Origin of the sequence: Streptomyces sp. NBC_00223 (assembly GCF_036199905.1) — a bacterium.
Classification (GTDB): Bacteria; Actinomycetota; Actinomycetes; order Streptomycetales; family Streptomycetaceae; genus Actinacidiphila.
In genome coordinates, this window is sequence record NZ_CP108109.1 from 7,324,728 (window position 1) to 7,345,638 (window position 20,911).

The window sequence follows — 20,911 nt, forward strand, 5'->3', positions numbered from 1 at the left end:
TTGCAAGGGAAGTTGACGGAACGTCAGTGATGAGTCGTCACCCGTGCGGTGACGGTGAGGGACGCGGCCAGCAGAACGGCGGCGGCGCTCGCGCAGACCAGGGTCAGTACGGTGCCGGGCGCGGCGACGTGTGCGGCGAGCAGACCGACGGCGGTCACCGAGGCGACAGCCGGTACGCACGCGCCGGTCCACGGCCGGCCGCACGACTGGAGCAGCAGCGCGAGCCACAGCGCGCAGCCGAGCGCGAGCAGGGCGCCCAGGTGGGCCGGGTTCCAGCTCGCGGCGCCGGGGACGGCGGCGGCTTCCACGGCGGCGAGGCCGGTGAGCGCGGCGGCGTACCCGGTCAGGCATCCGCCGAGCACACGCCACGGGCGGACGAACGGCCTTTCGCCGACGGGGGTTCGGCGCAGCGCCGCCAGGGACCGGCCGCGCAGGCGGAACAGCAGCCACTCGGCGAGCCCCATGCTCACGGTGAGCGCTCCCACGAACTGCCCGGACAGCGCGGCCGTCACCACCAGCACGCCGACGGCCAGCCCGCCCACGCCGTGCGCCACCGACGCACCGAGGGCGCCCGAACCGCCCTCGGCGTCGCCGCGCCACAGCTCCCGCAGCCTGGCGGCGAGCCCGGCGTCGCCGGCGGGTGCCGCGGCCAGGGTCGCGGACAGCGCGGTCGCCGCTGCCGCGGCCACCGTGGCGGTCAGGACGGCGGCCACCACCCCGGAGGGCAGACCGCCGGCGCCGCAGCAGGCCGCCACGGTGAGGGGCGCCAGGACATACAGGAGAGCGCGTTCCCGGCCGAGCACCAGCAGGACCGTGGCCGAGGCGACATAGAGGGCCTGGCCGGCGGCGAAGACGATCGCCGACGGCAGGCCGGGCCTCGCCACGGCGGCGGCCGCGACCGTACTCAGCCCGGCCCCCGCCACCGCGCCGCGCAGCAGCGTACGGGCGGCCGCACCGGGCCGCTGGGCCAGGAGCAGCAGATGGGCGCGGTGGGCGAGCCCCTGGTTCCAGCCCCAGCCGCACAGCGCCGCCATGGCCCACGCGGCGACCGCCCGGGTCACCCCGAACGGTCCCTCGGGCCCGTCCGACCAGCGCCCGCCGAGCACATACGCGGCGGCGGGCAGCGCGAACGTCAGCCCGCGCAGCACACAGCGCCAGGGGTCGACCCGCCAGGGGTCGGCGGCCGGCTCCGGCTCGGGAAAGCGCCGGGGCACGGTGACGAAGAGTTCGGCGGCCAGCGAGAAGAGGTCCGGATGCCCGTAGCGCGCGGAGATCCGATCCTCCGTCAGCCCCTCGGACTCCAGCAGGGCGGCGATCTCGTCGGGGTGCGAGGCGGCTCCGCACTGCTCGATCAGGTCGTCGCCCAGATCGGCCACCGGGTCGCCGACCGCCCAGGACGGCACCCGGCGCAGCGGGCGCGGCGACAGTCGCAGTGACCCCGAACCGCCGTCCGCAGCGGTGTCGTTGACGCCCTCGTGCCAGGGGGCGACCAGGGCGAGCGGCCCGCTCATCGCCCGTCCTCCGCCGCGCACACGGGATGTGACGTGGCGTCAGACAACCCTCGCGGTTCCGGGCGCCAGATACGCGGCAACCACGCCACGCCGCCGCACCTGCGGGCGGTCCGGCGCTCCGACTCCGCGCCGAGCCCGACGTAGATCCCGCGGAAGGCGTCGATCGTCTGCCGCAAGGTGAACTGCTCGATCACCCGCAGCCGCGCCGCCTCGCCCAGCGCCGCCCGGCGGGCCGGATCACGCAGCAGGTCGAGCGCCGCCCGGGCCATCGCCGCCGGGTCGCGCGGCGGGACGACCAGGCCGGTGTCGCCGACCGCCTCCCGTACCCCGCCCACGTCCGTGGAGACCGTGCAGCGGCCGCAGGACATCGCCTCGATCAGGGTGAAGGGGAAGCCCTCGCTGATGCTGGAGAGCATGACGACCTGGCCGGCCGCGTAGGCCGTGCGGATGTCGTCCACCCGGCCCTCGAAGGTGACGGCCGGGTCCGGGTCGGCGCCGGTGCCGGGCGCAGTGAGCGTCCGCGCCAGCGCGACGCACCGGTCGCGGTACGCCTCACCGCCACGCGGGGTGCCGCCGAAGATCCGCAGCCGGGCCGTGGGTATCTCCACCCGGACCAGCGCGAACGCCCTGATCAGCGTCTCCAGGTCCTTGATCGGGTCGATCCGGCCCGCCCAGGCCAGCGTGGGCACCTCGGGCTCGGGACCCGCGGGCGGGAAGGCCCCGGGGTCCACCCCGTTGTAGACCGTGCGGATGCGCTCGGGCGCGGCGCCGCCGTGCTCCTCCCAGCGGCGGTTGTAGCGGTTGCCCGGGGTGATCAGCGCGCTGCGCCGGTAGGTCTCGGCGGACAGCAGCCGGAAGAAGCCGAGCAGCAGGGCCTTGACCGGCCAGCGGTACGGTCCTGTCCGGTAGCCGAGGTAGCGTTCGCGCTGGTAGACGCCGTGTTCGGTGAGCAGCAGCGGGGTGCCGTGGCGCTCGTGCGCGACCAGGCCGGGCAGGGCGGCCAGCCCGCCGCTGACCGCGTGCGAGACGCCGCCCGGCGGGAGTACGGCGGCCAGTGGGCGCAGGGCGTGCTCCAGCAGCTCGGTCGCGGTCAGCGCGTCGTGCCAGGTGGGCGCGGACCGCGCGACGGTCGTACCGGGCCTGCGCCACAGCCGGGCCAACACCCGTACGGCTGCCTCGCCGCGCAGCCCGGCCGAGAGCGTTCCGCGCTCCGCCCACCGGGCAAGCGCGTACAGCTCGGCCCCGATGTCCGGCCGCGCGCCGCCAAGTCGGCCGCCCCCTGGCCCCTTGCCCCTGACCCCGGCGCTTCCCGGCCCCCCGGCCTCGAAGCCCGTGGCGCCCCCGCCCCCGGCGCTCCCCGATCCGCCATCGGCGGCCCCGGCGCCCGACGGCTCGGCGAGGCCGACCCGGGCCGGCATCGGCCCGGCGCCCCCGTACCCGGCGCCTGCGGCGCCTGTCGCGGGACCCTGGCTCCCGGCCACGGGGAAACCGTTCTGCTCGTCCAGCAGCGCCAGCAGAAACCTTTCCCAGCAGGCCAGCAGCTCGCGGCGGTCCCGGCCGCGCGGTGCCTTCCCCTCCGGGGTGTCACCCCACAGAGGCACCGTGTCGAGCCCGCGGACGTTCGGCGGCAGGTCCCACACCGGCCGCTCCCGACCGGTGCCGGTGACCGCGACGACCCGGAAGTCGACGTCCGCTATGCCCCGGACCAGCTGGTCGCACCAGACGCTGACCCCGCCGGCGCCGTGCGGATACGTTCCCTCGGTCAGCATCGTCACCCGCGCGACGCGCGAGAGCGGCTCTGCGGTGAGTGCGTACATCGAAGTGAAGTCCCCCCTGACGGTGTCCTGTTGGGCCGGCGGACGGCTCGCGGCGCCGGGCCCGCGGCGCGCGTCCCCCCGTGGGCGGGGACGCGCATCGCGCCCCCGCCCACGGGCCGTTCAGCCCCTGCCGCTGTCGCCGGGCCCGGCGGGCACCGGATGGGCCACGCCACTCGGCACCGGCAGCTGCCCGATGGAGGCTCGTACCGTGATCGGGCCGAGCGACACGCTCAGGTTCAGCAGCGCGGGCACGGACCCGGACGGCAGCGTCAGCGCCACCGCGCTCTGTAGCAGCCCCGGCTGGGTCCAGCCGGAGACCGCGCCCGCGTACGCGTCGCCGAAGGCCGTCGTACCGAGGAGCTGGTTCTGCCGGGTACCGGCCGGCATCGTCGCGCTGACCTGGGTGCCGACGGGCGCGCTGACGGTGACCGTGTCACCGATCCGGTAGCCGGTGACCTTGCCCGACTTGACCGCCGTGTCCCACGCGGCCCGCCGCTGCAACTCGGTGCCGATGTCCGAGGTCCGCAGATCGACCATCGGGGTGTCGGCGGTGAACAGCGCCGCGTAGTCGCCGAGGATACGTTCCAGCACCGGGTAGGCGATGCGCTGCTCGGAGAGGTTCGACTGGTGGATGAAGTGCGGCCGAGGGTTGTTGCCGATCACATGACCCAGGTCGATCTTCGCCTCCAGCGGCACGATGTACGACTGGTAGCCGGTCTCCGGGTCCAACGGCGCCGTCAGACAGGTGGAGTTGCCCGACGTGCCGCACACGCCGCTGCCGCCCTGGGCCGCGTCGGTGTAGACCCAGTTGTACTCGTCGGTCTCCTCCTGCGGCGTGGCGGCGTTGTAGAAGACGTTCATCGGGAAGCGCGGCACGGTCACCGCGGGACCGACCTGACGCTGCTGCGGCTCACGGGAGTTGTCGCTCGCCAGGTAGGTGACGCCGAGCTGGGTGAGCGCCGGTGCGAGGTTCGGGTTGTCGTCCGGCTGCTGCGGCAGGGACTTGAGGCCGGAGTGCTCCCCGGTCACCAACTCGCCGTTGTTCAGGGACAGTCCGTGCTTGACCGCCCAGGAACGGTTGTCCTGCACGCTGGAGAGGATGTCGGCCTTGCTCACCCACTGCGTGGCGCCGTTCGTCCCGGTCGCGCAGCGCCACGGCACCACGCTCACATCCTGCACGCACCCCAGGAAGGGGTGCAGATAGGTGTGGTTGACCCAGCGGTAGGTGCTCTTGTCGGCGGTCAGCCGGTCCGCGAGCGGGTCGTCGGTGGTGCCGTGGTCGGCCTTCCAGTCCTCGCTGCCACCGCCGTTGAAGACGAAGTCGAAGGTGAGGCCGTGCGCCTGCGACCACTGCTTGGCGTACGTCGCGTCGGCCGCCGTCATCCGGATCGGATCGGTGTCCTCACCGGTGCCCGGCGGACAGTCCACGTCCCCCGGCGTGCAGTTGAGCGTGGGGTTCCACCGGTCGTCGGCGAGGAAGACGTCGTCGACCTGCACCTCGAAGTAGTTGCGGTCGGCGCCGAGATGGACGCCGCGGGTCATCCACTCCACGATGCCGCGGGCCAGCAGCCGGAACTGCTCCTGGTACTGGTTGTAGACGAACGTCAGCACCAGCTCGTCGCGTCCGTCGTGCGTGTACTGGCCGACCAGCGTCCCGCGCCGGGTGGTGCCGGGAATCGGCGCGTCCACCAGCGTGGTGAAGGCCGCGCCCGCCGCCTGCTGGGCCAGCGGGACCGCCAGATAGCCGTAACTCTCGTCCTGGTCCGGTGCGTTGTCCTCGAAGGGCACCGCGCCCCTGAGGTACCCGAAGCCGCCGGCCCTGCCCTGCGCGGTCACCTGCCCCGACATGCCGTCGAGCGGACCGACGTACCCCGAGTCCTGCGCGTAGTCCAGGCCGACCCCCGGCTGCGCGTAGGTGTAGGCGTCCACCTGCCGGATGCCGTACGTCGTCTCGTACGCGATCAGCGCGGCCATCTCGGCGGACCCCGCGCCGAACGGGTTGTCGTTCGGCAGCACCACCGACTGGAACTTGGCCCGCGGACGGCCCGAGACCGTGTCGCTGAGAAACGCCGCGTCGATCGCCGGGCGGCCGGCCCTGGTCAGGTCGACCCGGGTGTACGGGGTGCCCGCCCCGTCGAGTTCCGCGGTGACGGCCGCGGTCGCGGGGCCGCCGTCGTCCACGACCAGGACCCGCAGATCGATCCTCGGGGCCGTCGCCGCACTCGCCGCCGACGGTGCCACCCCGAGCGCCACCATGGCCGAAGCCGCACTGATGGCGGCAGCGCGCAATGCTCTGCCCATAGATGTAATTCCTCCCCCGAAGGGCGTACCGCCGATGACGGCGATACGCCCTTCTGCCGACACGGCCCGAGCGGGCCGTATTTCCGGGCACCATCGTCAGGCACCTCGGGGAGGACTTGTGGCAATTTCGCGGAGGTCGCGCAGCAGTTCAGAGGATCGGGCGGGCCGAATTCCGCGTGCTCGGTGCGTCGGCCTGCGGTTTTACCGTCTGTCATGTTCAGAGCGCGATGGGATCATCGACCTGAATGATGAATGGGCGAGCGTATTTACGATTATTCGGTTCCGAATTCGTCCGGTAGATTCACCAGGTTGTGGCGGTACGCGGGCGGAGTCCCACGGCCCCCGCGGGTACGCGGACCGAGGTCGGGCGCGCGGCCGTGGGAGCAGGCCGCGCGGGACGGCCGCGCCCGGCGGCATGAGGGCCGTGGATCGGGCCGGACGGCCTCGGACCCGCCGCGAGGGGCGCCGCCCCCGGCGCCGCGCCCGATCACTAGAGGGGCGGAGTCGGGATCGGCTTGGGCTCCGGCGTCGGCGGCACCGGTTCGGGCGCGGGCGACGGGGGAGTGGGCTCAGGACCCGGCGGAGTGGGGATCGGATTGGGGGCAGGACCCGGGACCGGCCGGGGTCCGGGACCCGGTGTCGGATCAGGACCCGGCGGTGGGTCGCCCGGGCGCGGTGGGGTCGGATTGGGGTACGGCTCGGTCATCGGGCCCTCCCGGGAGGCAGGGCGCGGGGCTCTCGGACGTCCCCGCGGCTGGACGTACCCTCGCGTACCCGGTCGGGGCGTACCCATACGTGCGACCTCGTACCCGCCTCGTACGCGGGCCGCGCTGTACGTACACCGCCTGCTGGTACGTCCTCCGGCCTTGTACGCCCATCCCGTACGCCCGCCGTCTCGTACGCCGCGCGCACCCGTGCCCGGCGCGCCCTGCCGCACGCCCCCGCGCGCGCTTCGTCAGAGCGAACCGCGCCGGGATCGGCAACCGCGCTCCGGCGCAGTCGAGTCATTGCGGGCAACTGATCCGCGGTGGAAGGAGCCGGCTGTGCCCCAGCCGTTGGCCGTCGGCCCCGACTGCCCCCAGGAGCGGCGGTCGGTTCGCCGGACGGCGAGCGGAAGCTTGCGAGAGTCGCCTCCAGTCGCGCTCGCCACCGGCTTCGCGCCGCCCCGCCGACGAGGAGCGGGGTTCCCCGGCGTCGAAGGTTCGGCGGCCCCGCCGGAGCCGCCCCGGCCACCCGGGCGAGGCTCGCGCCCCTGCCCCCGCCGGAGGCGGTGGTCGGCCTGCGCGGTAGCGCGGGGAGTACGCGGCCCGCGTTGCCGCCTCGCGGCGGCTTCGCGCCGCACGCGATGCGGAGCCCCTGGCCATGACTGTCCGAAGGTCGGCGGGCCCGTGCACCGCCCCGCCGGAGCTTCGCTCCCGGCGCGTGGGCGGCCTCGCCGAGCCCCGTCGCCGAGGTTGATCGTGCCGTGCGTGGGGGCCGTTCTGGCGGTGTGCGTGGGCGGTCCCGCCCCGGGCTGCGGGGCTGCGGGGCTGCGGGACCTTCGCCCCCAGTGTGTGGGCGAGGGCTCGCTGACGCGCCCGCCCCCGCTGGGGGCTTCGCCGCCGGTCTCCGCCACGGTCGACGGCATTCCGCGCCGGGGGGCCGCCCGCTGGGGCTCAGGCGGCCTCGCCGAGCCCCGTCGCCGAGGTTGATCGTGCCGCGCGCGGGGGGCGTTCTGGCGGTGTGCGTGGGCGGACCCGCCCCGGGCTGCGGAGTCGCGGGAGCTTCGCTCCCAGCTGTGGGCGAGGGCTCGCTGACGCCGCCCGCCCCGCCGGGGCTTCGCCGCCGGCCCCTGCCGCGGTCCGCCGGCCCCCCGCCTGGGGCCCCGGGCCGCCCCCGGGCGGCCTGCCCTGGGGCGGTCTTCGGGGCTGGAGGGGCGGGTGGGGGGTGGGGCGAGGGATAATGGGCGTGATTGGCCATAAAGCGTGCCGCACTGTCCTGGTGATCCGTCTCCCGGACGTGGTCTCCGACCTCAGGTCCGACCCCGGAGCATGCGCATGACCCCTCGCAAGCGACTGGCCCGCGGTGTTCACGATTCCCGCCTCGCCCTGACACGCCGACCGGTCACCCCGGCCGTCGGCCCGGAGGAGCGGCTCGCCCTGAACGGCATGGGCAGCTTCGACTGGGATCTCGACCACGGCATCTTCGACCTGGACGAAGCCGGCCTGCGGGTCTTCGACCTGGGGCCGGGTGAGTTCGACCGCCGGATCGACTCACTCGTGCTGCGCGTGACCCCCGAGGAGGGCGCCCGACTGGACAGCGCTCTCCGCAAGGCCCTCCAATCGGGTGAACGCAGCTACGGCCGGTACTTCCAGGTCACCCGCCGCGACGGCGTCAAGCAGTGGACCCACGCCCAGGGCACGATCCTGCGGGACGAGGTGGGCAACGCCTACCGCGTCGTGGGCATCGTCAGGGACGCCACGAGAGAGCTCGCCGAGGCCCCGCCGCCCGCCGGCGACGGCGGCAAAGGCCGCGGCGGCCCCCGGCCCGAGCCCGAGGGCCGCAGTTTCTCCTCGATCGTCCGCCGCACGACCGAAGCGCTGTCGCACGCCGTGACCGTGGAGGACGTCACGGCGGTCCTCACCGGCGCCGGCGGCCTGGAACGCTTCGGCGCGGATGGCCTCTCGCTCGGCCTGATCCGGGGCGGCAACTTCCAGATCGTCGCGGTGAGCGGCGACCGCCTGGAACAGTTCCGCGACATCCAGATGCGGCGGCTGGACGAGTCACTGCCGCTGGCCCAGGCCGCGACGACCCAGCAGCCCCGGTTCGCCACGTCCTTCGCCGAACTGGGAGAGCGTTTTCCCCTCTCCCGCCCGTTCCTCGACAGCATCGGCCTGGACGCCGCCGCCTTTCTGCCGCTGATCGCCCAGGCCCGTTCGATCGGCGGCCTCGCGCTCTTCTACGGCGGCGGCCGCCACGAGTTCAGCCGTGAGGACCGCGAACTGGCCATGGCACTGGCGGGTATCCTCGCCCAGTCGCTGCAACGCGCGATCCTCTTCGACCAGGAACGCGAGTTCGCCACCGGACTCCAGTCCGCGATGCTGCCCCGGCACATCCCCCGGTTCGAGGGCGCCGAGATCGCCGTGCGCTACCACTCCGCGTGGAGCGGCCGCGAGGTCGGCGGCGACTGGTACGACGTCGTGGGCCTGCCGCAGAACCGGGTCGGCCTGGTCGTCGGCGACGTCCAGGGCCACGACACCCACGCGGCCGCCGTCATGGGCCAGTTGAGGATCGCGCTCCGCGCCTACGCCGCCGAGGGCCATCCGCCGTCCACCGTGCTCGCCCGCGCCTCCCGCTTCCTCGCCGAACTCGACACCGAACGCTTCGCCACCTGCGCCTACGCCCAACTCGACCTGGACAGCGGCACCGTGCGCACGGCCCGCGCCGGGCACCTCGGCCCGCTGATCCGGTACACCGACGGCCGTACCGCCTGGCCCAACGTACGCGGCGGGCTGCCGCTGGGCCTGGCCACCGCGCTCGACCTGCACGAGTTCCCCGAGACCCGGCTCGACCTCGTACCGGGCGAGACCCTGGTCTTCTGCACCGACGGCCTGATCGAGGAGCGCGGCCAGGACATCGGCGTCGGCATGGAGACCCTCGCCGAGACCGTCCACCACGGCCCGCAGCGCGCCGAGGAACTCGCCGACCACCTCGCCGACAACCTCTGGGAGCGCTGGGGCTCCAACGACGACGTGGCCCTGCTGATCCTGCGCAGGTCCCCCGACCCCGGTGCCATCGGCTCCGCGCGCATCCACCAGTACGTGCACCAGGCCGACCCCGAGGGACTGGTCGAGGCACGGACGGCGCTGCGGCTGGCGCTCGACGACTGGGGCCTGTCCGACCTCGCCGACGACATCGAACTCGCCGCGGGCGAACTGCTCGTCAATGTCCTGCTGCACACCGAGGGCGGCGCCGTCCTCACCCTGGAGGTGCTGCCGGAGCCGGTGCGCCGGGTACGGCTGTCCGTGCAGGACCGCTCCAGCGTCTGGCCGCGCCGCAGGTCCCCCGGCGAGGCGGCCACCTCCGGCCGCGGACTGCTGATGATCGACGCGCTCGCGGCCCGCTGGGGTGTCGAGCCGCGCGGCGACGGCAAGGCCGTGTGGTGCGAGTTCGGCCCCCGGGCCGACGAGGCGGGCAGCCGGTCGCCCGCCCGGAGTGCGGGCTGACGACCGGCCGGCCGAACCGACGTGCCGTCAACTCACCGTGAGCGCGGTGTCGTCGATCACGAACGACGTCTGGAGCTTGGACCCCTCGACCCCGGTGAACTTCACCGTCACGGTCTGCCCCGCGTACGCGCCCAGGTTGAAGCTCCGCTGTGTGTAGCCGGTGGCCGCGTCGAGGTTGGAGTACGTGGCCAGGGTGCTCAGCACCGTGCCGGAGGAGTTGAGCACCTGGGCCTTGAGCGTGTCGTACGCGGTCGAGCCGGTCTCGGCGGTGTCGACGTGCAGCCAGAAGGTCAGGGTCGCCGCGCAGCCGGACGGGACGGCGACGCTCTGGGAGAGTGTGTCCGTGGTGGCCTGGCCGTATCCGTCGAGCCATGCCTTGTACGAACCGCTGTGCGCGGCCTCGGCGGTGGCGTTGGTGATGACACCGCTGCTCGCCGACCAGGACGAACCGCCGGACTCGAAGCCGGGGTTGGCGAGCAGTTGCGTCGAGGCGCACCCGCCGGTGCCTCCGGTGGTGCCGCCCGAGGTCGTACCGGTGGTCGTGCCGCCGGACGTACCGCTGCCGGCCAGCCACGCGGTGGCGTTCAGCGCGAGGGCCGCGTCGGTGCCGGCCGGGTCGTTCCATCCGTCGTAGAGCGTGTTGCCGGACTGACCGGTGCCGTCGTCGGCCGGCGAGCTGTCGCCCCAGATCGCCACCCGGCCGCTGCCGAAGGTGCTCGTGACGAAGAACGCGCCGGAGTTGCCGGAGTAACCCGTGCGGTAGAGCAGGCCCTTGACGGCCGGGTTGTCGTTCGGCTTGAGGGTGAAGGTGGTGCCGTCGCGCAGGATGCTGCCGGTCACCGTGCCGAACGGGCCGTGCAGCACGGGGTTCGAGGAGTCGCTGATCGCGCGCGGATTGTCCGTGCTGACGTCGAGCAGGTCGACGGAGAAGCCGAACGGGTCGGTGTTGTCCACGCCGTTGTTCGTCAGCAGGTCGTTGATGACGGCCGGGGAGTCGTAACCGTCGTTGTTGCGGTCGCTGTTGTTGTGGTCGGAGATCAGGAACAGCCCGCCGCCGTTCTTCACGAACGTCATCACGGCGGTCTTCTCCGCGGCGCTGAGGCGGATGTTGGGCTCGGGCAGCACGAACGTGTCGAATTTGCCGAGGTCCTGGGCGTTGGACGAGTCGCCGTAGGTGATGGTCCGTCCCGACGGCAGGGTGTTGAGCACATAGCCGCCCGACTTCTGCAGGGCCACGCCCCACGAGGACAGGGCGCCCGTCCAGTCGGTCTCCGCGGAGGGTGAGGACTTCTGGCCCAGCGGGTCGGGCTGGCTGGTGCTGATGATCCAGTCGGCGTTTCCGGCGGTCTCGGCCTTGGTGTTGTCGAAGAGCACACGATGCGTGGCGGCCGCCTGGCCGACAGCGGCGGCGTTGCCGGCGGGCGCCGCCGCGTGCGCGCTGGCGGAGCTGAGGCCGGCGGCGGTGAGGGCGAGCGCGGCGAGCGCGGTGGCCGCGGTGGTCACGACGCCGCCGCGGGGGAGTCGGGGGGTTCGGGGGACGGACATCCGTCAACCTCCGGGTGGGGGGTGGAGAGCGGGGACGGTGAACGAAGGGGAGCTGGAGGGCATTCTTCGCGCGTAGAGCCTGGGACTGGTGTGCCCGGTGTTGCGGTTGTGTGAACGTCTCGCGGCGAACGGGTGAGGGCGGACCCGGGTGTTCCCGGGCCGGCTCGCTCCCGGGACACGGACCGCGCGCCAACCCGGACCCCGCGCGTGCCTGGAGGCGCCTTCGCCCATCGGCCCCGGGTCCGTCACGCCCCCGGAAGCGACCGGCCGTCCTGACCCGGATGGCGGGTGAGCCGTCGCGGGGTAGGGCGGCCCGGGAGACGATCGGGTGCAGCGTCGCTTGGAACGGGACCGGGCGGGCAGGCGGCCGAGACCCGGCCCGCCGACGGCGCACGCCCGGGCGGCCCCGGACCTCGGGCCGCGCCCCGCAGGAGAGGAGCATCATGGCCATCGCCACCGTGAATCCCGCCACCGGGGAGACCGTGCGGACTTTCGAACCGCTGGGAGCGGACGGGATCGAGAAGCGGATCGCCCGGGCGGAGAGCGCTTTCCGGACCTACCGCACCACCGACTTCGCCTCGCGCGCGGCACTCCTGACCGCCGCCGCCGACCTGCTCGACAAGGAGCGCGAGGACGTCGCCCACACCATGACGACGGAGATGGGCAAGACCCTTTCCGCAGCCCGCGCGGAAGCGGCCAAGTGCGCCAAGGCGATGCGCTGGTACGCCGCCAACGCCGAACGACTCCTCGCCGACGAGCATCCGGCGCAGGCCGACGTCGAGGACAGCGGCGCCCACCGCGCCAGTGTCCGCTACCGCCCGATGGGTGTCGTGCTCGCCGTCATGCCGTGGAACTTCCCGCTGTGGCAGGTGATCCGCTTTGCCGCGCCCGCCCTGATGGCCGGCAACGTCGGCCTGCTCAAGCACGCGTCCAACGTCCCGCAGACCGCGCTCTACCTGGGCGACCTGTTCACCCGCGCGGGATTCCCCGCGGGCTGCTTCCAGACCCTGCTGGTCGGCTCGGGCGCCATCGAGGGCGTACTGCGCGACCCCCGGGTGGCCGCCGCCACGCTCACCGGCAGCGAGGGCGCGGGCCGGGCCGTCGCGGCCGTCGCCGGGGACGAGGTCAAGCCGACCGTACTGGAGCTGGGCGGCAGTGACCCCTTCGTCGTCATGCCGTCGGCCGCCGCCGAACTCGACCACGCGGTGGCCACCGCCGTCACCGCCCGGGTGCAGAACAACGGCCAGTCCTGCATCGCCGCCAAGCGCTTCATCGTGCACGAGGACATCCACGACGAGTTCGCCGAGCGCTTCACCCGCGCGATGAGCGCCCTGGTCGTGGGCGATCCGACGTCCGAGTCCACCGACGTCGGCCCGCTCTCGACCGAGCAGGGCCGCGCCGACCTGGAACAGCTCGTCGGGGACGCGCTCTCCCACGGCGCCGAGGCGCTGTGCGGCGCCCGCCGACCCAAGGCCCTGCCGCCCGGCTGGTACTACGAGCCGACCGTGCTCACCGGCGTCACGCCCAAGATGCGCATCCACCGCGAGGAGGCGTTCGGCCCGGTCGCCACCCTCTACCGGGTGCCCGACCTCGACGCGGCCGTCGCGCTCGCCAACGACACGCCGTTCGGCCTGAGTTCGAATGTCTGGACCCGCGACGAGGACGAACAGCGGCGCTTCGTCCGCGATCTGGAGGCCGGCGGCGTCTTCTTCAACGGAATGACCGCCTCCCACCCCGCCCTGCCCTTCGGCGGCGTGAAGCGGTCCGGCTACGGGCGCGAGCTGTCCGCCCACGGCATCCGCGCCTTCTGCAACGCCACCACCGTCTGGTACGGCCGCTGAGCCACGGGCCCGGCTTCCTCTTCCCCCACACCCCCGGACACACGTCTGCCTCCCCGCGGTGAGCCGTCACCACCCACGGAGAGGCAGACTTCCGTACGGCGCGCGGACCGTCACCGGCCCGCGCGCCTGTCATCAACCGGTCGGCCCGTCAGCCGGTCACGTCACCGTCCACACGAAGGTGGCCGTGTCACTGGCGCCGTGGCCGTCGGAGGCGGTCACGCTCACCGTGCTCGTACCGGTCGCCGTCGCCGTACCGGAGATCACCCCGGACGCGCCGATCGACAGCCCCGCGGGCAGCCCGGTCGCGGTGAACGTGAGGTTCGCGCCCGCGGCCGAGGACTTCGCCGTCACCGGCAGCTGCACCGCGGCACGCGCCGGGCTGCTCATGCCGTGCGGGTTGTCGACCGTCACGGTGGCCGCCTGGGTGGAGGCCGCGCCCACGGTCTTCATGGTCATCGCCGTGGCGACGTTGAGCGTCCCGGTCAGCGGCAGGTTCCGCGAGGAGTCGCCGACCATGATCTGGTACGTACCCGCCGCCGTGGTCCAGTTGTTGCCGGCGGTGTTCCAGTACGCCAGGTCGTGCGCGGTGATCGGGAAGGTCACCTTGGCGTTGGCCCCCGGCTGGAGGTCCACCCGCTGGAAGCCCTTGAGCTGCTTGGCGGGCTCCCCGGTCGAGGCCGGGTCGCCCACGTACAGCTGGGCGATCTCGGCGCCGGCCCGGCTGCCGGTGTTGGTGACCGTCGCGCTCACCGTGGCGTTGCCGTTCCCGTCCAGCGCCCCGACCTGGAGGCCGGAGAAGGAGAACGTGGTGTACGACAGACCGAAGCCGAACGGGAACATCGGAGTGATGTTCTGCGCGTCGTACCAGCGGTAGCCGACCTTCAGGCCCTCGCTGTACTGCACATTGGTGCCGTTGCCGGGCCACTGGGCGGTGGTGTGCGCGGGCACGTCGTTGAGACTGTTGGGGAAGGTGACCGGCAGCTTGCCGGACGGGTTGACATCACCGAACAGCAGCGCGGCCAGCGAGTTGCCGACCTCCTGCCCGGCGTACCACTCCTCCAGCACGCCCTTGACCTGGCCGAGCCACGGCATGGTCACCGCGGAGCCGGTGTTGAGCACCACGATGGTGTTCGGGTTGGCCGCGGCCACCTGCTGGACCAGCGAGTTCTGCGCGGCGGACAGATCGAGGTTCGTCAGATCGGCGCCCTCGTTCTCGCCGTAACCCACGCAGACGATGGCCACGTTGGCGTTGCGGGCCGCGGTCACGGCGGCGTTGATGTCATTGCCGTCGTTGTACGTGACGTTGGCGTTGCCCAGCTTGGCCTGTAGGGCGGTCAGCGGCGCGACCGTCCCCGAACTCGTCGCCGTGGCGCTGCCGCCGCCGACGCTGCGGACACCCGCGCCGCCGTCCGGGCCGAGCAGCGCGATGGTCTTCGTCGTGCTGGGGGACAGCGGCAGGATGCCGGTGTTCTTGAGCAGCACGCTGCCCTGCTCGGCGACCTGACGGGCCGTCGCCTGGTGGGCGGGGGTCGTCACCACCGAGTTGCGGTCGCCGGTCTTGGTCTTCTCGAACAGACCGAAGGCGAACATCTGCGTCAGCACCCGGCTGACCATGGTGTTCAGCGTGGCCTGGCTGACCGTGCCGTTGGCGAGGGCCTGGTTGAGGAAGTCGGCGTAGAAGTAGCCGCCGGGCATCTCGACCGTCATGCCGTTGTTCGCCGCCTCCACCGTGGAGTGCGCGCCGCCCCAGTCGCTGGTGACGAAGCCGCCGAAGCCCGCCTGCTGGTAGAGCGCGTTGTTCAGCAGATAGGCGTTCTGGCAGTCGTAGTCGCCGTTGACCGTGGAGTAGCCGCACATCACCGAGGCCGACGCGCCCTTGCTCACCGCCGCCTGGAAGGCCGGCAGATAGATCTCCTGAAGGGTGCGGTTGTCGACGATCGCGTTGTCCTGCGGCCCGTTGCGGTTGGTCTCCTGGTTGTAGACCGCCACGTGCTTGGCCTCGGCCATCACTCCCTGGCTCTGGAGCCCCTGGATGCTCGCGGTCGCCATCTGGGCGCTGAGGTACGGGTCCTCGCTGTACGTCTCGAACGCCCGGCCCCAGCGCGGGTCGCGCACGATGTTCATCGTCGGGCCGAGGGCCACGTCCGCGCCCTTGCCCGCGAACTCGGCGCCCGCGACCGTGCCGTACTGCTTCTGCAGCCCGGTGTCCCAGGTCGCCGCCGAGGAGACCGCGGCCGGCAGCTGCGTCACGCCGCCGAAGCCGTCACCGACACCGCTCGGGCCGTCGTGGAAGCCCATGAACGGAATGCACAGCGACGGGATCGCCGACATGTCGCCGATGTACGGCGAGGCGTCGCCGTTGCCGTGCAGCATCTGGATCTTCTGCGCCTGCGTCATCTGCGCCATCAGCTGCGCGACGCGGGTGGCGATCGGCGCGGTCGAACCGACCCACGGGCAGTTGCCGTTGCCGCCGCTCGGCGGCGGGGTGGTGGGGTTGCCGCCGGGGGTCAGGATGGTGAACTCCCACAGCGAGTAGCCGTACTGCGTGGCGCGGACCGTGCCGTACATGCGCACATAGCGGCCCGTTGCGGTGAAGTTGTGGGTCTCGGTGCCGCCCGCCCCGGCCGTCGTGGAGTAGACGGTGTTCCAGGTCGAGGCGTTGTCCGAGACCTGGATCTGGAAGGACTTGCCGTACGCCGCCTCCCAGTTGAGGGTCACCCCGCAGATCGACTGCGAGCTGCCGAGGTCGACCTGGAGCCACTGCGGGTCGGCTGCCGCGCTGGACCAGCGGGTGCCCGTGTTGCCGTCGAAGGCGGCCGAGGCCGGGGTGCCGGCGTTCTCGGTGGAGGAGGCGGTGGCCAGCTTGTTCAGGGCCGCGGTGGTGGTGCCGCAGTTCGCGGGCGGAGGACCCGTTGTCCCGCCGGAGCCGCCCGTGCCGCCCGTGCCGCCCGTGCCGCCGGAGTCACCGGAACCGCCGTAGACCTGGAACTCCCAGAGCGAGTAGCCCCATTGGGTGGCGCGGACGGTGCCGTACACGCGCACATAGCGGCCGGTGCCCGTCACGTTCAGTGTCTGGGTGCCGCCGGCGCCGGTGGTGGTGCTGTACACGCTGTTCCAGGTCGAGGCGTTGTCGGAGACCTGGATCTGGAAGGACTTCGCGTAGGCGGTCTCCCAGTTCAGCACGACCTTGGTGATGCTCTGGGAGGAGCCGAGGTCGACCTGGAGCCACTGCGGGTCGGAGGCCGCGCTCGACCAGCGGGTCCCGGGGTCGCCGTCCACGGCCGCACCCGCGGTGAAGGCGTCCTGGACCGACGAGGCGGTCGCGGGCTTGCCCTGCGAGAGCAGTACGGGATCGGCGGCCCCGGCCAGATGCGGGGTGGCCACCAGCGCGAGCGCGGCGACCAGCACGAAGCCGATCAGCGCGGACATCCGGGACCGGGCGACGCGGGTGCGCCGCCGTCTGCGGAAGGGAGTTGGGCTGAACCACGAAGTCAGCATGCGAAACGCCTCTCCAGTGGGGTTTCGAGGCCATCGGTGGGGGGTGGGGGTCCGATGCCCGGGCCCCGACGTGCGGGACCCGGGCATCGGACGGTGGGGTGCTACTGCGACACGCGTACGTAGTCGACGAGCATCTTCTGCGGGAAGACGCTGGTGGCGTCCGGGTTGCCGGGCCAGTCGCCGCCCACGGCGTTGTTGAGGATGATGTAGAACGGGTGGTCGTACACCCAGGGACCCTTGGTCTGCTCCACCGTGGCCTTGTCCGCGGTGAAGAAGGCGTGGCCGTCCACCGAGAACGTCATGTGGCTGGAGTCCCAGTCCACGGCGTAGGTGTGGAAGTCGTTGGCGAAGTCGCCGCCCGCGATGGTGTAGGGCTCGCCGTAGCCGCCGCCACCGTTGTAGGCGGGGGCGTGCAGCGTGGAGTACACCGAGTCCGGCACCTTGCCGATGTGCTCCATGATGTCGATCTCACCGGAGTTGGGCCACGGCGTACCCGTCTTGAAGTTCGACCCGAGCATCCAGAACGCGGGCCACAGACCCTGCGTGCCGGTCACCTTGATCCGGGCCTCGACATGGCCGTAGGTGAAGTTGAAGTGGTCCGAGGTGTTGATCCGCCCCGAGGTGTACTGGTGGCCCTGGACGTTCTCCTTGCGGGCCTCGATGACGAGGTTGCCGTTGCCGTCCATGGTGGTGTTGTCACCGTTGGTGTAGTACTCCAGCTCGCCGTTCTGGCCGCCGCCGATGTCCTGGGTCCACTTGCCGGTGTCCGGCTTGGTGCCCGCGGCGCCGTTGAACTCGTCGCTCCACACGAGGTGCGGGGGGTTGCTCGGGTTCGGCGGCAGGGCGGGCGGCGCGGTCGGGTTGCCACCGGTGCCGTACACGTCGAAGGTCCACAGCGAGTAGCCGTACTGGGAGGCGCGCTGGGTGCCGTACATCCGCACATAGCGGCCGTTGCCGTCGACGTTCAGGGTCTCCTTGAAGCCCTTGCCGGTCGTGGTCGAGTAGATGCTCGTCCAGTTGTTGCCGTCGGCCGAGGTCTGGATCTGGTACGCGCTCGCGTAGGCCGGGTCCCACTGGAGGACGACCTGGGTGATGTGCGCGGTCGCGCCCAGGTCGACGCTGATCCAGCCCGGGTCGACCCAGCCGTTGGAGTCACTGGTCGCCCAGCGGGTGGCCGGGTCCTCGTCGAACGCCTTGGCCGGGGTGCAGCCGGTGCAGCTGTTGGCGTTCTGGTACGTCGAGGCGGTGGCGGGCTTGTTGTACGACAGCAGGACCGCGCCGCCGGCCGGGGGCGGGGTCGTGGTGCCGCCGGTGGTGCCGCCGGTGGTCGGGGGCGGAGTCGTGGTGCCGCCGGTGGTGCCACCGGTGTTCCCGCCGTTGGCGCCGCCGTTGCTGCCGGTGCCGCCGGTGAAGACCTGGAACTCCCAGAGCGAGTAGCCGTACTGGGTGGCGCGGGCGGTGCCGTACATCCGCACATAGCGGCCCGTGCCGGTGAGCGTGATCAGCTCGGTGGCGCCGGGGCCGTTCGTCGTGGAGTACACATCGGTCCAGCTGTTGCCGTCGGCCGAGGTCTGGATCTTGTACGCCTTGCCGTACGCGGTCTCCCAGGTCAGCTGCACCCCGCAGATGTTCTGCGAGCTGCCGAGGTCGACCTGGAGCCACTGCGGGTCGGAGGCGGCGCTCGACCAGCGGGTGCCGTTGTTGCCGTCCACCGCGGAGGAGGCCGGGGTGCCGGCGTTCTCGGTGGAGGAGGCGGTGGCGGTCTTGTTCAGCGCGGCGTTGGTGGTGGAGCAGGCCGTGCCGCCGCCGCCCGCGGCGCCGTACACCTGGAACTCCCAGAGCGAGACACCGTACTGGGTGGCGCGCTGGGTCGTGTACACACGGACATAACGCCCGGAACCGTTTACGGAAAGTGTCTCCGTGCCGCCCGGGCCGGTCGTGGTGGAGTAGATGCTCGTCCAGTTGTTGCCGTCGGCCGAGGTCTGGATCTGGTACGCCTTCGCGTACGCGGCCTCCCAGTTGAGCACCACTTGCGAGACAGTGGAGGTGCTGCCGAGGTCGACCTGGATCCACTGCGGGTCGGCGGCGGCACTGGACCAGCGGGTGCCGTTGTTGCCGTCCACCGCGGCGGAGGCCGGGGTGCCCGCGTTCTCCGTGGACGAGGCCGTGACCGGCTTGCCCTGGGAGAGAAGGGTGCCCGCGGCCTTGGCCGGGGTCTGATTGATCACCAGGGCGAGAGCCGCGATCAGCGCGGCCACGCAGGCGAAGATGAGGGGGTGGGGGAATCGTCTGGAACGAAGCAGGTGGGGGGTGCCAGTCACGGCGTCTCCTGTGATGTCGCCTATCGAGAGAGCGCTCTCTGAATGGTGCGATGATTACGGCGATGTTGCTGACACGTCAAGAAAGTGAACGAGATTCGTCCCCCTTATTTCACTGTGCAACCAGTGGCGTAGACCTCTGAACGGCCGCAGAACTCCTTGCCCGGCTAAGGGAGTTATGCGGCTTTCCGCTGTGTGCAAGATCTTGACACTCGCCGCGGGCCCGCCGGTGGGCCCGCGGGCGGCCGCCGACACCCGGGGTGTTTCCGGCCGCGCCTGGCGCCCTTCGGGCGCGGACCGCCCCTAATCTGAGCCAGGACGGGAGCGCGGCAGGCAGCGCGAGGCACGCGCGGTGCGCGGCACTCGGCGGCGCGGCGCCGGGAGCGGTGAGATCGCCGAGAGCGGGAAAGGGCCCGGCATGCCCGACGTACCAGAGCCCATGGTCAAGCTGGTCCGGTGGACCGCCGAGCCGGCCGCCGCCCAGACCCTGCGGTCGACCGCCGCCGCCGTCATCGCCTATCTCGCGGCCCACTGGCTCCTTCCGCAGCCCGCCCCGCTGACCGCGCCCCTGACCGCCCTGCTGGTGGTGCAGGTGACCCTCTACTCCACCTTCATCACCGGCATCCGCCGGGTGAACTCGGTGGTGGTCGGGGTGCTCATCGCCACCGGCTTCAGCGCCCTGGTGGGGCTGAACTGGTGGAGCCTGGGACTGATCATCCTGACCGCGCTGCTCGTCGGCCGGGTGGTCAGGGTGGGCGAGTTCGTGCCCGAGGTCGCGATCAGCGCGATGCTCGTGCTCGGCGTCAGTCAGGTGGCGAACACCGCCTGGGACCGGGTCTTCGAGACCCTGATCGGGGCCGGCGTGGGGCTGCTGTTCAACCTCCTTTTCGCGCCACCGGTGTGGGTGCAGTCGGCCGGCGGCTCGCTGGAAACGCTCTCCCGCCGGATGGGCGTCCTCTTCCGCGACATGGGAGGCGAGGTGGCCGGACATCTCCCGGTCGAGCGGGCCGCCGACCGGCTGTACGAGGCCCGGCGGCTCGACCACGACATCACCGAGGTGGACGCCTCGCTGCGGCAGGCCGAGGACAGCCTGCGCTGGAACCCCCGGGTGCGCGAGGGAGCGCTCTCACGGATCGTGCTGCGGACCGGTCTCGACACCCTGGAGATCTGCGCGGTGGTGCTGCGGGTGATGTCGCGTACGCTCACCGACCTCGCCAAGGCGCGGACCGAGGAATCGCTCTTCCCCGACGACGTGGCCGGTGAGCTGGAGCAGCTTTTCGGCCACGTCGCCAACGCGGTCGAGAACTTCGCCGTGCTGATCACCACTCAGGTGGCCGCCAACGCGGAGGACGCGGAGGAACGGCTGGCCCGGGCCCTCGCCGACAGCCGGGTGGTCCGTGACCGCACGGCCGATCTGCTGCTCGCCAAGGTCCAGGCGCACCCCCGGCAGTGGCAGCTGCACGGCGCCCTGCTGGCCGAGATCGACCGGATCCTGGACGAGCTGGCGGTGGAGAAGCGCTCCGAGCGCCTGGTGGAGGAGCTGGACAGCTACTCGCGCGAGGTGATCGAGCGTCACCCGCGGTGGGCGCTGCTCAAGCGCCGGCTGGCCGGGCAGAGCAGCGCGCTGCGCACCTCGGCGCCGGTCCGCGCGGTCCTCCGCGGGCCCCTGGGGCCGGGCGACCGCGACTGACCGCCGGGGCCGGCGTACGAACTGCCCGCAGGGACCCTCGTACGGACGGGTGTACGGCCCCGCGGCACGGCCTCGCGCGCGTTTCCCGCCGGGCCCGTATACGGTCCCGCGCCCGGCTCCGGCCCGCTCCCGCGTACCACCCGCGCGCAACCCCTAACCGGCCCTTGCCCTGGCCCGCGCGGCCT

General features: G+C 72.4%; 9 protein-coding genes. 3 read left to right on the forward strand and 6 right to left on the reverse strand.

Going from position 1 to position 20,911, the window contains the following annotated elements; translation table 11 throughout:
* Window positions 1-23 precede the first annotated feature (23 nt).
* The 3 genes from OHA30_RS31265 to OHA30_RS31275 all read right to left on the reverse strand — a co-directional run bounded on the left by OHA30_RS31265 (window position 24) and on the right by OHA30_RS31275 (window position 5,629).
* Window positions 24-1,511, reverse strand: a complete 1,488-nt coding sequence (locus OHA30_RS31265) for a hypothetical protein (protein ID WP_328917221.1) — start codon at window positions 1,509-1,511, stop codon at window positions 24-26.
* Complete coding sequence (pelF, locus tag OHA30_RS31270; RefSeq protein WP_328917222.1) at window positions 1,508-3,328, reverse strand: GT4 family glycosyltransferase PelF; 1,821 nt, start codon at window positions 3,326-3,328, stop codon at window positions 1,508-1,510. The genes OHA30_RS31265 and pelF overlap by 4 nt, the downstream gene beginning before the upstream one ends.
* Before the next feature lie 120 nt (window positions 3,329-3,448).
* A complete protein-coding gene (locus OHA30_RS31275; protein WP_328917223.1) occupies window positions 3,449-5,629 on the reverse strand; it encodes a hypothetical protein in 2,181 nt (726 codons plus the stop codon).
* Between the two features lie 2,036 nt (window positions 5,630-7,665).
* Between OHA30_RS31275 and OHA30_RS31280 the strand changes: the two genes are divergently transcribed.
* Complete coding sequence (locus tag OHA30_RS31280) at window positions 7,666-9,834, forward strand: SpoIIE family protein phosphatase (protein WP_328917224.1); 2,169 nt, start codon at window positions 7,666-7,668, stop codon at window positions 9,832-9,834.
* Between the two features lie 27 nt (window positions 9,835-9,861).
* On the opposite strand, the gene OHA30_RS31285 is transcribed toward OHA30_RS31280, so the two are convergent.
* Window positions 9,862-11,379 (reverse strand): hydrolase, encoded by a 1,518-nt coding sequence (locus OHA30_RS31285; RefSeq protein ID WP_328917225.1) that lies wholly within the window; start codon window positions 11,377-11,379, stop codon window positions 9,862-9,864.
* Between the two features lie 443 nt (window positions 11,380-11,822).
* On the opposite strand from OHA30_RS31285, the gene OHA30_RS31290 reads away from it, so the two are divergent.
* The gene (locus OHA30_RS31290) at window positions 11,823-13,220 is read left to right on the forward strand and encodes an NADP-dependent succinic semialdehyde dehydrogenase (protein WP_328917226.1); all 1,398 of its coding nucleotides are present in this window, start codon (window positions 11,823-11,825) and stop codon (window positions 13,218-13,220) included.
* A 156-nt stretch (window positions 13,221-13,376) separates the two neighbouring features.
* Here OHA30_RS31290 and OHA30_RS31295 read toward each other — a convergent pair whose 3' ends face one another.
* Together OHA30_RS31295 and OHA30_RS31300 are read right to left on the reverse strand one after the other, a co-directional pair.
* Window positions 13,377-16,718, reverse strand: a complete 3,342-nt coding sequence (locus OHA30_RS31295; RefSeq protein ID WP_328917227.1) for a glycoside hydrolase family 3 C-terminal domain-containing protein — start codon at window positions 16,716-16,718, stop codon at window positions 13,377-13,379.
* 101 nt (window positions 16,719-16,819) lie between these two features.
* Window positions 16,820-18,976, reverse strand: coding sequence for a discoidin domain-containing protein (locus OHA30_RS31300; RefSeq protein WP_328918072.1), 2,157 nt, complete (start codon window positions 18,974-18,976; stop codon window positions 16,820-16,822).
* A 478-nt stretch (window positions 18,977-19,454) separates the two neighbouring features.
* Here OHA30_RS31300 and OHA30_RS31305 point away from each other — a divergent pair, with 478 nt between their 5' ends.
* Window positions 19,455-20,726 (forward strand): FUSC family protein, encoded by a 1,272-nt coding sequence (locus OHA30_RS31305; protein WP_328917228.1) that lies wholly within the window; start codon window positions 19,455-19,457, stop codon window positions 20,724-20,726.
* The last annotated feature ends 185 nt before the right edge of the window (window positions 20,727-20,911 follow it).